The sequence below is a fragment of the Sphingomonas sp. P4_D12 genome (assembly GCF_056401895.1).
In genome coordinates this window covers 1-13,443 of sequence record NZ_JBFUIL010000002.1, presented here as the reverse complement: position 1 = coordinate 13,443, position 13,443 = coordinate 1, and the positions used below count along the sequence as shown (strand labels likewise).

Annotated in this window: 13 protein-coding genes; 4 read left to right on the top strand and 9 right to left on the bottom strand. The window is 65.6% G+C overall.

Annotation, left to right across the window (positions count from 1 at the left end):
- Positions 1–38 precede the first annotated feature (38 nt).
- The 4 genes from AC1DSD_RS02675 (at position 39) to AC1DSD_RS02660 (ending at position 2,223) form a co-directional block, all read left to right on the top strand.
- Positions 39–956, top strand: a complete 918-nt coding sequence (locus AC1DSD_RS02675) for a TorF family putative porin (RefSeq protein WP_478028288.1) — start codon at positions 39–41, stop codon at positions 954–956.
- Positions 957–1,084: 128 nt separating this feature from the next.
- Complete coding sequence (locus tag AC1DSD_RS02670; protein ID WP_478028287.1) at positions 1,085–1,471, top strand: MerC domain-containing protein; 387 nt, start codon at positions 1,085–1,087, stop codon at positions 1,469–1,471.
- A 64-nt stretch (positions 1,472–1,535) separates the two neighbouring features.
- Positions 1,536–2,024 (top strand): Fur family transcriptional regulator, encoded by a 489-nt coding sequence (locus AC1DSD_RS02665; protein ID WP_478028286.1) that lies wholly within the window; start codon positions 1,536–1,538, stop codon positions 2,022–2,024.
- 10 nt (positions 2,025–2,034) lie between these two features.
- Positions 2,035–2,223, top strand: a complete 189-nt coding sequence (locus AC1DSD_RS02660; RefSeq protein WP_478028284.1) for a hypothetical protein — start codon at positions 2,035–2,037, stop codon at positions 2,221–2,223.
- A 23-nt stretch (positions 2,224–2,246) separates the two neighbouring features.
- Here the strand turns inward: AC1DSD_RS02660 and AC1DSD_RS02655 are convergent, their stop codons facing one another.
- The 9 genes from AC1DSD_RS02655 to prsK form a co-directional block, all read right to left on the bottom strand.
- The gene (locus AC1DSD_RS02655; protein WP_478028282.1) at positions 2,247–2,792 is read right to left on the bottom strand and encodes a GNAT family N-acetyltransferase; all 546 of its coding nucleotides are present in this window, start codon (positions 2,790–2,792) and stop codon (positions 2,247–2,249) included.
- Positions 2,789–4,045: a dipeptidase gene (locus AC1DSD_RS02650; RefSeq protein WP_478028280.1), complete on the bottom strand. Its 1,257-nt coding sequence runs from the start codon at positions 4,043–4,045 to the stop codon at positions 2,789–2,791. The genes AC1DSD_RS02655 and AC1DSD_RS02650 overlap by 4 nt, the downstream gene beginning before the upstream one ends.
- 304 nt (positions 4,046–4,349) lie before the next feature.
- Positions 4,350–5,123: a metallophosphoesterase family protein gene (locus AC1DSD_RS02645; RefSeq protein ID WP_478028278.1), complete on the bottom strand. Its 774-nt coding sequence runs from the start codon at positions 5,121–5,123 to the stop codon at positions 4,350–4,352.
- On the bottom strand, positions 5,120–5,953 hold the full coding sequence (locus tag AC1DSD_RS02640) for a diacylglycerol/lipid kinase family protein (RefSeq protein ID WP_478028277.1): 834 nt from the start codon (positions 5,951–5,953) through the stop codon (positions 5,120–5,122). The genes AC1DSD_RS02645 and AC1DSD_RS02640 overlap by 4 nt, the downstream gene beginning before the upstream one ends.
- A gap of 33 nt (positions 5,954–5,986) precedes the next feature.
- Entirely contained in the window at positions 5,987–7,006 is a 1,020-nt protein-coding gene (locus tag AC1DSD_RS02635) for a sensor histidine kinase (protein ID WP_478028275.1), read from the bottom strand.
- Positions 7,007–7,059: 53 nt separating this feature from the next.
- Positions 7,060–7,869, bottom strand: coding sequence for a DUF815 domain-containing protein (locus AC1DSD_RS02630; RefSeq protein WP_478028273.1), 810 nt, complete (start codon positions 7,867–7,869; stop codon positions 7,060–7,062).
- A 28-nt stretch (positions 7,870–7,897) separates the two neighbouring features.
- Complete coding sequence (locus AC1DSD_RS02625; protein ID WP_478028271.1) at positions 7,898–9,943, bottom strand: tetratricopeptide repeat protein; 2,046 nt, start codon at positions 9,941–9,943, stop codon at positions 7,898–7,900.
- Positions 9,944–9,953: 10 nt separating this feature from the next.
- Positions 9,954–11,303, bottom strand: a complete 1,350-nt coding sequence (prsR, locus tag AC1DSD_RS02620) for a PEP-CTERM-box response regulator transcription factor (protein WP_478028270.1) — start codon at positions 11,301–11,303, stop codon at positions 9,954–9,956.
- A complete protein-coding gene (prsK, locus tag AC1DSD_RS02615; RefSeq protein ID WP_478028268.1) occupies positions 11,300–13,348 on the bottom strand; it encodes an XrtA/PEP-CTERM system histidine kinase PrsK in 2,049 nt (682 codons plus the stop codon). Before prsK ends, prsR begins: the two co-directional genes overlap by 4 nt.
- Positions 13,349–13,443: the final 95 nt, after the last annotated feature.

The following is a 13,443-nucleotide window of genomic DNA, read 5'->3' as shown; positions in this document are numbered from 1 at the left end:
GGCGGGACGAACGCACTTTTCGCTTCGAAAGGAAGATAATGCGCTTGTCTCACATCAGCCTTGGCGCGCTGGCGCTCGCCATTGCGACTCCCGCCTTGGCGGACCCCTTGCCCGCTACGACGCCGGCGCCCGATGCAGCGGCTGTGCCCGCGGCATCCACGTCGGCGGATAACGGCACCCCTGCCGCGGTTGCGACCGTCGACGATCCGGCACCGGCGCCCGCCGCTCCTGCCGCGGGCGATGGCCCGACCGCGCCGCCGCCGGCCTTCACCATCAACGGCTCGGTGACCTTGATCTCGGATTACCGCTTCCGCGGCATTTCGCAGACCAACCTGCAGCCCGCGATCCAGGGATCGCTCACGGTCACCCATTCGTCGGGCTTCTACGCCTCGGTCTGGAGCTCGTCGACATCGGGCTATGTCACCTTCTCGGGCACCGGCAGCCAGGAAATCGACGCGATCGCCGGGTTCAAGAAGACCTATAGCGGCGTCACGTTCGACGCCGGCGTGCTCTATTACATCTATCCGCGCTCGCGCCCCGCCGGCGACAACAGCAAGGGCGATTTCTTCGAGCCTTATGCCGATATCGCCTATACCTATGGGCCGGTGACCGGCAAGGTCACGGTCAATTACGCACCCAAGCAAAAAGCGCTGGCACTCGACCAGGGCCAGACCGGCTTGTTCAAGAATAACGACAACGTCTATCTCGCCGGCGACCTGTCGGCGTCGATCCCGAAGACTCCGCTCGGGCTGACGGCGCATCTCGGCCACACCTGGGGACCGAGCTGGCTGTCGCTGGGCAAGGAATATACCGACTACGGGTTCGGCGCGACGCTGACCTACAAGCAATTGGTATTCGGCGTCAGCTATGTCGACACCGACGGCGTGTTCACGCTGGCCAATGGCAAGAACGCCGCGCGTAGCGGCGTGGTCGTATCGCTCGGGGCTTCGTTCTGACAGGTGCAACCGGGGGAGCCTTTGCTCCCCCGGTTTCGCTGGCGCTTGGTCGGCGGCACGATCGGCATGGCCGATTTTTGCTAATGTAATATTGTAACGTCGCGCGGTTGGGCCTAGATGGGCGCTCGATGCACTCCGCGATTCGCCTTTCCTGGTTGGCCCGTTTCCCCCAGCTCGATCGCTATGCGATGGGTCTGTCGGGGCTGTGCGCGGTGCATTGCTTCGCCAGCGCGGTGCTCGTGGCGCTCGCCTCGACCGCTGGCGGCATGCTGCTCAACCCCGCTTTCCACGAAATCGGACTGACCGTCGCGATCATCCTGGGCGCGTTGGCGCTGGGGCGTGGCATCTTCGAACATGGCTATATGGCGCCCGCGGTCACCGGATCGCTGGGGCTGGGCATGATGGCCGGCGCGATGCAGCTTCCCCATGGCAATGGCGGCGAGACTTTGTGGACGCTGATCGGCGTCGCGATCCTGGCACTCGGCCACGATCTCAACCGGCGCGCAGCGCACTAGGCCCTGGGCGGCCCGGTCCGCTTGGGCCATTGCTCTCTCCCATCACAATCCCTAAATTCCCGGCATGGGCGCACATCATCATCACGACCATCATGAGGCGTCTGGCGTCGAATTGACCAAGGTCGCGCAGGCGACGCTGGAGAAATCCGGCGAGCAATGGACGACGATGCGCGCGAGCATCTTTGATGCGCTCGCCAAGTTCGACAAGCCGGCCAGCGCCTATGACATCGCCGACGCGGTGTCGAAAACGGAGGGGCGCCGCGTCGCGGCCAACAGCGTCTATCGCATCCTCGACCTGTTCGTCGGCGCCAATCTGGCGCGCCGGGTCGAAAGCTCGAATGCCTATATCGCCAACGCGCATCCCGACTGCCTGCACGATTGCATCTTCCTGGTCTGCGACAGCTGCGGACAGACCACGCATATCGACGACGACAAGATCGCCAACAATGTCCGCCACGCGGCCGAAGCAGCGGGTTTCTCGCCGGTGCGCCCGGTGATCGAAGTGCGGGGTAAGTGTTCGGACTGCGAGGACGCGGGACCCGCAATTTCCTGAAGGAAGATCGATGATCGATGGTCACGGGAACGTTGGCGGTAATTGTGGGATCAATGGCCACATCACGTGCCCAGAACCTGTTGCGACGGCCGGTTCCGCATATGTAGCGACCGCTTCGGCACCGGTTTTGGGTCAGGTGGGCAATGTTGAAATTACGATGCCCGTCAGCAAAAAACTGGCCGAACGATTGAAGAAGTAACGGCCTGACATCTGCTGCCGTCCTCAGGCCAGCACCTTCCCCATCCGCACCCCCGGCACCGGCACGTCGCGATCCGCCATGCTGTCGACGCGCTCGATCGTCTCATAGCCGCATGCGCGATAGAGCGGCTCTCCCGCCAACGTGCCCATCAGTTCGGCCCGCGTGAACCCAGCCGTCCGCGCGGCTGCCTCGTTCGCCGCGAGCACCATCCGGCCGATGCCGCGCCGGGTGAACCCGGGGTCGGTGTACATTGCCCGGATGCGCGCCGCGTCCTTGGCGGGATCTAGCACCGCCGCATCGCGCGCCACCGCCCCGGCATCGCCACCGTATAAAGTCGCGCGATAGCTCCAGCCGCCGCAGCCGACGATGCGGCCGTCGCCATCCTCGACCACGACATAGGTGCCGTCGGCGATCAACTGGGTATCGAGCCCCATACTCAACCGGCTCGCCGCGACCTGCTCGGGCGTCAGGTAGTCGCTTTGCAATTCGCCGATCGCGCGATCCATCAGCGCCGAGATTGCGGGAATGTCGGCCTCTGTCGCGATCCTCGTCTTGAGCGCGTCCGTCATTTACCGTCGAGCATCGATACAGTGGCGGTGGCGGGCGGCTCCTTGGCCATCGACGCGGCCACACGCTCGGCGCCTTCCATCACGCGCAGCACATTGCCTCCGGCCAGCTTGGCGATCATCTCGTCGCTCCAGCCGCGGCGCATCAATTCGGCGAGCAACGCCGGATAGGTGGCGACGCTGTCGAGTCCGTCGGGCAAGCTTTCCACGCCGTCGAAATCCGATCCGATCCCGACATGGTCGATGCCCGCGACCTTGACGACATGATCGATATGGTCGGCGACCATCGCCAGCGTCACCGCCGGACGCGGATGTGCCTTGTCCCATTCCGCTAGCGCCGCCTTCGCGCGATCGGGCTGGCCGATATAGAGCCCGCCATAAGGCGGCGCATTATAGCTCGCCTTTTCGCCGTTGCGCGCCGCTTCCCATTGCCGCCGGGCCTCGGAGACATAGCTCGGCGCGTAATTGACCATGATCACGCCGCCATTCTGGGCGAGCAGTTTCAGCACCTTATCAGAGACGTCACGTGGATGGTCATCGAGCGCCCGCGCCGAGGAATGCGAGAAGATCACCGGCGCCTTCGACACGCGCAGCGCATCGATCATCGTGTCCTCGCTGACATGGCTGAGATCGACCAGCATGCCGAGCCGGTTGAGCTCGTGGACCACCGCCTCGCCGAACTTGGTCAGCCCGTCATGCTGGGGATTGTCGGTCGCCGAATCCGCCCATTCGATCGTCTTGACGTGAGTCAGGGTCAGGTAGGAAGCGCCTAGCGCACGATAGGCGCGCAGCACCGAGAAACTGCCGTCAATCTGACCGCCACCCTCGACCCCTAGCATCGACGCAATGCGGCCCGAGGCGTGGATGCGCCGCACGTCCGCCGCCGTCACCGCGGGGGCAAAGACATTGGGATAGCGCTGAAAGATGCTCTTCATTAGCCCGATCTGATCGAGCGTCGCCTTGACCTGCTCGGGCCCGGACAGATTGGCCGAAACGTAAACCGACCAGAATTGCCCGCCGACATGCCCCGCGCGCAGCCGAGTGATGTCGGTATTGTACTTGGCCGGGTCGAGCCGCGTCAGGTCCATCGTCCAGCGCGCATCGCCCGCTTTGTCGACCAGCGTCTCCGCCCAGTCGTTATGCCCGTCGATCAACGGCGTCTTGGCCAGGACATTGGCGACGCGGGTTTCGTACGAAGCGGGACCGGCGCTGATCATCAGCGGGGCAGCGAGCAGCAGAGCTAAAGCATGGCGCATGGGGCGCGAGCCTAGCCGGGATTGCGGGCAGCTCAAGTCCTACCGGGAGTTATGGGATAGGACAGGGAAGGAATATCTTTGCGCTCAGCCCTCTCGCTCGTTGAGGGGCCGTCAGACATTTGTCCCTCTCCCGCGTGCGGGAGAGGGAGGGGCCCGCCGCGTAGCGGTGGGAGGGTGAGGGTCTTCTTTCTTCTTCTTGAACTCCTCCGCTTGGAAGAAGAAAGAAGACCCTCACCCAACCCTCTCCCGCGAGCGGGAGAGGGCTACATCGGTTTGCGGTCGGTATCGCCCAACCAATGGGGTTTTACGCCGCCACTGGTTCCTCCACTGGCAAAACCTCATCGGGCTGCGGCGTCATCGTGCGGCACACCACCTCGAACGCCCCGTCCTCGATCCTGATCTCGTTGAACGACGGCGGAGTCGAGCGCGTGCGTTCGGACAGGGTACCGGCGCCGATCATCCGCACCACAGCGTCGCCGACGCGATGTTCGACGTCGAACGCGTCGTGGACATGCCCTGTCAGCACCGCGTCTGCCCCTGCCCTCACCAGCGCCTCCAAAGCCTCGGCGCCACGATGCGTTTGCTTCGACAGGCGCTTGTGCGGCTCGATCAGCGGATGATGGCATGCGATGAAGACCAGTTTGTCCTTGGGTACAGCGTCCACCAGCGCCAGCGCCTGATCGAGCGCATGCCGGCTGACACGACCCGACGCCCAGTTGAGCCGGAATTGCGCGCGTGCGGTGGTTTTGAGCGGCACGATCGCGATGCCCGGCAATTCGACCGGCCTTTCGATCATGCGCTCGATCTCGCGAATCCGACGATAAGGCGTGAAGATCCGGGCCAGCAGGTTGAAATAGGGCAGGTCGTGGTTGCCGACCTCGACAGTGACGGGCCGGTCGAGCGATCGCAGCCAGGCCAGGCCCGCATCGAATTCGCGACGCCGTGCGCGCATCGTCAAGTCGCCGGTCATCACTACCGCGTCGGGCTGTTCGGCCGCGACCAGCGCGTCGAACCAGGCCATCGCTGCTTTGTCCTCGCGTCCGAAATGGACGTCGCTGACATGGAACAGTCGGATCATGCGTGCTCTTTCACGGTGGTGATGAACTGTTGCCTGCTACGCCCGACCGTGATGGTCGTTCCCGGATCGAGCATCTGCGGCTCGCCGTCGAACAAGGCTAGTACCGGGCGGCGCTCGGCGATGCGCACTTGCTGGGCGCGAATTTCGGTCACCGACTGGGCCGCGAGCCAATCTCCGGTCACCCAATTCCAGCCGAGATCGGCGATCGCGCCGGCATCGCGCGCATTGACCGCGGCGATTTGCAGATGATCATCTTGCGCCCGGATATAGGCGCCCTGGACGCGGGGCGGGAAGCCAGGTGCGCCGGTCAAATGCACGCCATGCCCGAACGTCCGCCGCCAGGCCTTGCGGATCGCCGGCCAAATCTGGCCCAGGCTGCCCTCGCGCACATGTTCGCGGGCGCGATACCAGCTTGCCGCCGGCCCGACGATCATCCCGACCAGCGCGCGATGCTTTCCCGCCTCGACATAAGCGAGCGCGACGCGCTGTTCCTGCTCGTGCGCCGCTTCCAGGATCGCCGCCGGATCGGCGTTGCCGTGCAATATCTTGGCGAGCATGTTCATCGTGCCGCCGGGCAGAATGAGGATACCGCCATCCCAGGCCGCCAGCGCGCACGACGCCGCGTTGATCGTCCCGTCTCCGGCGAACAGGACCACGGTGTCCGCCCCGACACGATCGAGATCTGCGACCGTCGGCATCGCCTGATCGGGGAAATCGGTGCGCCCGACGAAGCTCAGCCCACGTTCGGCGCAGGCCGCTTCGATCGCCTGGGCCTTTTTTGCGTCGGATGAGCCAGAATGCGGATTGGTGATGAACCAGAGTCGTTCCATGCCCGACACACAACGCCCCGGCGGCGCGAAGTTTCAGTCGGGTAGATCCATCGTCACCCGCAGGCCGTTGGCATCGCTCGCGGTGGTCAATGTGCCGCCCGCCTGTTTGGCGAACGCTTCGATCAATCTTTGGCCCAGTCCGCCATCCCTGCTCTTCGCGCGCGATCCAGACGGAAGCCCGACACCGTCATCGGCTACGGTCAGCCGCCATCCCGCGGGGAGATGCTTCCAGGACACGCTGATCGTTCCGGTCTCACGGTCCGGAAAAGCATGTTTGGCGGCGTTGGTGACGAGCTCGTTGACGACCAGGCCAATCGATACCGCATGGTCGCGCGGGATATGGGCGGCGTCGGCATCGCAGGTCAGCGTGATGCCGCCGCGCAACAGCAATGCGTCCGACAGCGTGTTGCAGAGATCCCTGAGATATTCGCTGAGATTGACCTCGCTGGCCTGGCCATCGCGATAAAGATGGCGGTGCGCGCGCGCGATGCTATCGACGCGCATCAATGCAGATCCCAAGGCCTCACTCGCGGCCGGATCTCTGACGCGGCGGCGCTGGATATCGAGGATGCTGGCGACGATCTGGAAATTGTTCTTCACGCGATGCTCGAATTCGCTGAGCATCAAGTCGCGGTCGGCGATTTCGCGATCGCGCTCGGCCGTCGCGCGATGCACCGCCCGGCGAAAGGTCTCGGCCAGCGAGACGGTCAGTCCGGCGGAAATGACGATAGCGAACAAAGTCCAATAAGGGCCGCTTTGGGAGGTCGCCGGCGCCGGCAGATAGATAAAGAAAAACGCATAGCTGACGGAAATGACGGCGGTCAGCAGCCCCGACTGCCACCGCGCGAACAGCGTGGCGAGCATGATCGCGGGGAAGACCAGCGCGAACACTGCCGCACCGGGTGCCAGGACATTGATTCCGAGGCGAATCAGACCCGCCGCGCCGACGCACAACAACGCCACGCCGCACTGGGTCGCCCAGCGCGGTACCGCCGGGTACAACCGGTCCGGCAGATCGAGTTCGCCAATCCTGGCCATATATGGACTGGGCATCGTTACGCCCCTCGAAGTCAAGCCGATGCGGCCAGATAATGATCCTTATCGGTTTAGAAAGGCAGCTTCTTGCCCGATCGTCCAGCCAAATCAGTGATGTAGTGCCAAGCCACGCGCCCCGACCGACCGCCGCGACGGGTCGACCAGCCGACCGCTTCGTCGGGATCGAACGACAAGCCGAACCGGTTGGCATAGGCATGGACGATCGCCAAATAACCCGCCTGGTCGACGACATGGAATCCAAGGCTAAGCCCGAATCGGTCGGCAAGCGCGAGATGATCGTCGACGCTGTCGCGCGGATTGATCGCGCTTTCCTGTTCGGCGATGTCGCGCGGTACCAGATGGCGGCGATTGGCGGTTACTACCAACCGCGCATTGGCTGGCCGCGCCTCCGCTCCGCCCTGGAGCAGCGAACGCAGCGCACGGGCATCCCCGCCGGCGTCGAAGCCGAGATCGTCGAGGAACAGCACGAACGCGCGCGGCAGGCCGTCGATCCGGTCGAACAGCGCCCGCAGGCCGTCCATCGCGGCGACCTCGATCAAGGCAAGCTTGCGACCCTCGGCCTGGACCGCCGACACTGCGCTCTTGACCAACGCCGACTTGCCCGTCCCGCGCGCGCCCCACAACAATACGTCCTGCGCGGCAAAGCCGTCCGCCAATCGGCCGAAATCTTCGACCAGAGCGGCCTTCTGCGCATCGATCCCCAAGAGGAGGTCGAGCGGCAGCGGATCGAACTTGCGCGCGGCGGCCAGGCGCCCGTCGCGCCAGATATAGGCCGGATGCGCGAGCGGATCGGCATCGGCCGGGACGGCCGGCGCAATGCGTTCGAGCGCGGCGGCGATACGGTCGAGCGGGTCGGTCATGACGGCCGGGTTACACGGCTCGGCGCGTTCAGCCCAGCGTCTTGAGCAATGCCTGGGCCGGCGCGCGATCGGTGAAGCCGGGATCGGCGAGCAACGCCGCTATGGCAGCCTTCGCTTGGGCATTGCGGCCGCTATCGGCATAGGCCTGGGCCAAATGCCAGCGAATGCCGCTCTGCTTGGGGGCGAGCGACGCAGCTTTCTCGAACAGGTCGATCGCCTTGGCATTCTCGCCTGCCGCGTAGAGCGCCCAGCCATAAGCATCGGTCGCCGCCGGGCTCATCGGCGCGATGTCGTAAGCCGCCGCGCCATAGGAGACGGCATCGTCAACATTGTCCGCCCCGACATTGGCATAGGCGAGTTCGGACAGCAGGCCTGAATCGCGCGAGCCGACGCGGGCGCGCAAATCCTCCAGCGTCTCGACTGCCCCGTCCCAGTCGCCCGATGCGATTTGCCAATGCGCGGCAAGGCGCAAAGCAGGCACGCTTTCGGGGTGTTGGGTCAGGAACAGCGCCAGCACGCCGGTCGCCTCGGGCCGACGCCCCGCCTGATCGAGCGCATCGACCGTTCGCAACATGGTCGGCTCGTCGAACTTGATATCGGCGGCCTTGCGATAGGCATCGGCCGCCTCGCCATATCGGCCCATCGTCATCAACGTGTCGCCGACCAGCAGATGCGCCGCCGGCGCGCCCGGCGTCGCTGCCTGTAGCGCGCGCGCCCGCGCCAAGGCGGTATCGCCCTGCCCGGCATCGATCAGCCCGCGGACCACGGTGACCGCGAGCACCGGGTTGGTCGGATCCTTGTCGGCCGCGCCGGTCAGCACCGCGAGGCTGTCGTCGGTGCCGAACGGCGTCGCCCCGGCGCGCACCGGCCAGGCCGAACGGTCGAGGAATTTGGCGGCCCAGTCGCGCTCACCGGTCGCCTCGAACGCGCGCCCGACCAGGCCCAATGTATAGCTGTCGGCATCGCCGCGCATCGCCACCGGGCGCAGCACGTCGAGCGCGCCCTTGGCATCCCCCGACCGCAGCAGCGCCGCGCCGAGCAGACGGCGCGCGGTGATATTCATCGGCTGTCGCCCAACCAGCTCGCGCCACGCCCCGATTGCCTGTTCATAGGCGCCGGCCTGGTAAGCGAGCGTGCCGTTAAGCAGCAACGCGCCAGGCAGATCGTCGATTCGTCCGCCGGTCCGCTCCATCATGCTTCGCGCGAGATCGTAATTCTCCGCGCGCGCTGCGAGCACCGCCTGGAGATAGAATGCCTGCGGGCTCGCTGGCCGTGCGGCGAGTGCGCGCCGCGTGGCGCCGAGCATATCTGTGTACCGACCGAGATCGCCCAAGGTCGCGGCATATTCGATCAGCGCCGGATGGTAATAAGCATCGCGCTGCAGCGCCGCCTCGAACCACGGCAAGGCGGCGTTCAGGCCATATTGCTCGCGCACTAATTCGCCGCGCAAGGTCAACGCCTCGAGATTGTTGGGGTCGAGCTCGACCGCTTTTTGCGCGTTACCCGAAGCGCCGGCGATGTCACCAGCGCTATAGCGGATGCGCGCGAGATCGGACCAGGCGTAGGAATTGCCGGGATTGCCGTCGAGCAATTCGCCGAGCAGCGCCTGCGCCTCGGCCGCTTTGCCCTGCGCCGCCAACGCGCGCGCGGTGACGCGCGTGGCATAGGCGCCGAACCTGGGATCCGCCTTGGCCGCCTCGGCCAACGCGCGCTTGGCGTCGCCCTGCAACAACCAGGCTTCGGCCAGCAATTGATGCCCGCGGCTCATGTCGAACCCTGCTGCGGCGGCGCGGCCGAGTTCGGATTCGGCGCCTACGCCATCGCCCAGCGCAAGGAAGGTCTTCGCCAACACCGCATGCGCGGCGCCCCATTGCGGGTCTTGCTTGACCGCCGCCTGGGCATGCGCCCGCGCGGCGTTGAAATTGCCGTCCTGGAGCAGCGCCAGACTATACCCCAATTCGGTGCGCGCGCCGGTCGCGTCGGCCTGCGCCGGTGCGGTCAACGTCGCCGTGACACCGATGATAGCGGCGATCGCGGTCGCGCCGATCAGCGCGCTTTTGACGATGGTCTTCATGGTCCCGGTCCTAGGCATGGAGGTCGTAATTCTTGAGCAAATCGTAGAGCGTCGGGCGGCTGATCCCGAGCAGCTTGGCGGTGTTCGAGATATTGCCCTCGGCGCGTGCCAGCGCATGGCGGATTGCCTTGCGGTCGGCGCTCTCGCGCACCGCCTTCAGGTTGATCGGATCGGGTGTGTCGCGCTCTGCAAGATCAAGATCGATCGCGGTCACGCTTTTGCCGTCGGCCATGATCACCGCGCGCTTCATGCGGTTTTCGAGTTCGCGCACATTGCCCGGCCAGCCCCAGGCATCGATCGCACTCAGCGCATCGGGCGACAGGCCGGTGACCGGCCGGTTCATGGTCTTGGCGTAATGGTGCAGGAAATGCTTGGCGAGCAGCACGGGATCGCCGGTGCGCTCGGCCAGACTGGGGATGCGCACGACGATCTCGGCCAGGCGATAATAGAGATCTTCGCGGAACGTCCCGCCGGCAACCATCGCATCGACGTCCTGGTGCGTCGCGCAGACGATCCTGGTGTCGACCGCAATCGGTTTGCGTCCGCCGACCCGCTCGATCACCCGTTCCTGCAGGAAGCGCAGCAACTTGACCTGGAGCGGCAGCGGCACGTCGCCGATTTCGTCGAGGAACAAGGTCCCGCCATCGGCGAGTTCGATCTTGCCTTCGGTCGTCTTGACCGCGCCGGTGAACGCGCCCTTTTCGTGGCCGAACAATTCGCTCTCGAGCAACGTCTCGGGGATCGCCGCACAATTGATCGCGACGAACTGGCCCCTGCGCCCCGATTTCTCGTGCAGGCCGCGCGCCAGCACTTCCTTGCCGGTACCGCTCGCCCCGAGCAGCATCACTGACACGTCGGCATTGGCGACGCGCTCGATCATGCTGGTGACCTTGAGCATTTCGGGCGCGGCGGTGATCAGCCCGCCCAACGCCTCGCGTGACGTGGTGGCGAGACGCCGATTCTCTTCCTCGAGCGCGTGGACATGGAAGGCGCGCGCGACGATCAGGCCCAATGCGTCGATGTCGATCGGTTTCTGATAGAAATCCCACGCGCCCTCGGCGATCGCACGCAACGCGCTTTCGCGCGCGCCGTGACCGGAAGCGACGATGACCTTGGTATCGGGCTTCAACCGCAGGATCTCGGCAAGCGTCGCGAACCCTTCGCTAACCCCGTCAGGATCGGGCGGCAGGCCCAGATCGAGCGTCACCACCGCCGGTTCTTCGGCACGCACCGTGTCGATCGCCTCGCGGCGGTCGCCCGCCACGATCACTTCGTAATCGTCATAGGCCCAACGCAATTGGCGCTGCAGCCCGGCATCATCCTCGACGATCAGCAATTTCGGTCGTGGGCCTGTGTTCATGCCGCCCGCTCCATCTTGACTGGCGCGAGCGCCTCTCGAAGCGCGATGGTGAAGCGCGTGCCCTCGCCTTCGCGGCTGACCACGTCGAGCTTGCCGCCCATCGCCTGAATGACCTGGCGCGCCTCGAACGCGCCGATCCCGAACCCGCCACTCTTGGTCGAGGTGAACGGCCGGAACAGCCGGTCGCGGATGAAGCTCGCGCTCATCCCCGGACCGGAATCGATCACCTCGATCGTCGCACGCCCGACCACCACGCCAACCGGTTCACCCGGCGCGCTTGCCTCGATCGCGTTCTGGATCAGATGCCCCAGCGCCTGTTCGAGCCGCGCAGGATCGGCGACCGCGACGGCATCGCGCTTGCCCGTGACCGCGATCGGATGGCTGCCGCCGCGCCGCCGCATGACGCGCTCGACGATCGGCATCAGCTCGACCGCCACCGGGTCCTCGACCCGCGCCGAATTGTGCTGCGACAGACGTGCCAACAGGTCGTTCATCCGCCCGACCGAATCCTTCAACGTGGCGATCATGTCGGCGCGGAAATCGGGATTATCGGCATGGCGTTCGGCGTTGCGCGCGACCAGGGTCAACTGGCTCACCAGATTCTTCACGTCGTGCATGATGAAGGCGAAACGGCGATTGAACTCGTCGAAGCGGCGAGCGTCGGCCAGCGCTTCGTGCGCGCGCGCCTCAGCCAGATAGCTAGCGACTTGGCGCCCGGCGATGCGCAACAGGTCGAAATCCTCCCAGTCGAGCGAGCGGTCGATCGGCGGCCGCGCCAGCAGGATCGCGCCGATCAGCTGGTTGAGGTGGACCAGCGGCACGATTGCCCAGGCGCTCGGCTCGTCGAGCATCCATTGCGGCACCGCAGCGAGCTCGTCTGGCGGCGCCTCACCCGCGCGCACCGCGTCGAGTTCGATGATCCGGCTGTTCCCGGCCATCGCCTGCGCGAGCGTCTCGCCGGCGATGGCGACGGGCACGGCACCGAGCCAGTTCCATGTCGCGCCCAGACCGAACATCCCGTCGTCCGCCACCAGCAGCAGTCCCGCGGCGGAATCGGTGACGTCGGCGACCGCCTTGACGATCCGTTCCTCGAGCGGCGCCGCACCCTCACCGGGGGCGCCCAGCGTATCGGTGAAACGCGACCATTCGGCGCGATAATCATAGCGATGGTTGAACAGATGCTTGGCGACCATCACCCGCAGCCAAGCCTTGATCGTCGGCGACGACAGCAAGGTCAGCAAGGCGGCGGCCGAGCCGAACACGAAGGCGGTCTGCGCCAGCCGCGCATAGCTGCCACCGAAATTGTCGATCGCGCTGATCGCCAGCACCGTGACGACGGCATAGGCCATCAGCGCGACCAGCGAGAGCGACTGCCACGTCACCGTTCGCGACAATTTGAGCGTCCAGTCGCCGTTACGATGGACCGCGATCGCCAGCAGAGGCACGATTGCGATCATGACCAGACCGCGTGCGGCGATCAGTTCCTGCGAACCGTCGCCGCTGAGATAGGCCGTCGTGTACATTACGAGATCGGTCGTCCACATAATCGCGAGCGCCGCCACCGCGAGCCGGATACCACCACGGGCTCCGGGTGCTGCGACCGAATAGAGATGGTGCACCAGCACCAGCGCGCCGAGCGCGACCATCATCCGCAACAGGATGCGCACCGCCGCGAAACCCTTGACCAGGTCGGCGGGCACCGACGCCTGGATCACACTCAGCACGATTCCGGCGAGCGCGACCAGCACGACCACGCCATAGATCATCGTCACCGCGCGATCGCGGCCTGCAGAATCGTCGCGCCGCAGCAAGGCCATCATGAAGGCGAGCCAGGCGATGTTGCGCAGGCTTTCCGCCACGCGCGCCGTCAAATCGGGGTTGCCGATCCCCGCGACCGCCAGCGCCCACAATGCGGTGATACCCAATGCCGCAACGAACGCGGTGCGCGGCACGCTGACCGCGCCGTCGCGCAATTGCGACAGCGCCAGCACCGCGAACAGCAAGGCGGCGAGCGCGTGGCCCCAAAGGATGACTGTCCCCGCCATTATTTGGGACCCAGCTTCGCTGTGCCCGCGCCGCACCGGCCCGCTCCCCCACCCGGCCTCCCATAGAGTACCGTAGAGGGGAGGCCGGGTGGGGG

Bases quoted from the DNA above. Each gene is read 5' to 3' on its own strand.
- AC1DSD_RS02675 (WP_478028288.1), top strand. From the start codon at position 39: ATGCGCTTGTCTCACATCAGCCTTGGCGCGCTGGCGCTCGCCATTGCG.
- AC1DSD_RS02670 (WP_478028287.1), top strand. From the start codon at position 1,085: ATGCACTCCGCGATTCGCCTTTCCTGGTTGGCCCGTTTCCCCCAGCTC.
- AC1DSD_RS02665 (WP_478028286.1), top strand. From the start codon at position 1,536: ATGGGCGCACATCATCATCACGACCATCATGAGGCGTCTGGCGTCGAA.
- AC1DSD_RS02660 (WP_478028284.1), top strand. From the start codon at position 2,035: ATGATCGATGGTCACGGGAACGTTGGCGGTAATTGTGGGATCAATGGC.
- AC1DSD_RS02655 (WP_478028282.1), bottom strand. From the start codon at position 2,792: ATGACGGACGCGCTCAAGACGAGGATCGCGACAGAGGCCGACATTCCC.
- AC1DSD_RS02650 (WP_478028280.1), bottom strand. From the start codon at position 4,045: ATGCGCCATGCTTTAGCTCTGCTGCTCGCTGCCCCGCTGATGATCAGC.
- AC1DSD_RS02645 (WP_478028278.1), bottom strand. From the start codon at position 5,123: ATGATCCGACTGTTCCATGTCAGCGACGTCCATTTCGGACGCGAGGAC.
- AC1DSD_RS02640 (WP_478028277.1), bottom strand. From the start codon at position 5,953: ATGGAACGACTCTGGTTCATCACCAATCCGCATTCTGGCTCATCCGAC.
- AC1DSD_RS02635 (WP_478028275.1), bottom strand. From the start codon at position 7,006: ATGCCCAGTCCATATATGGCCAGGATTGGCGAACTCGATCTGCCGGAC.
- AC1DSD_RS02630 (WP_478028273.1), bottom strand. From the start codon at position 7,869: ATGACCGACCCGCTCGACCGTATCGCCGCCGCGCTCGAACGCATTGCG.
- AC1DSD_RS02625 (WP_478028271.1), bottom strand. From the start codon at position 9,943: ATGAAGACCATCGTCAAAAGCGCGCTGATCGGCGCGACCGCGATCGCC.
- prsR (WP_478028270.1), bottom strand. From the start codon at position 11,303: ATGAACACAGGCCCACGACCGAAATTGCTGATCGTCGAGGATGATGCC.
- prsK (WP_478028268.1), bottom strand. From the start codon at position 13,348: ATGGCGGGGACAGTCATCCTTTGGGGCCACGCGCTCGCCGCCTTGCTG.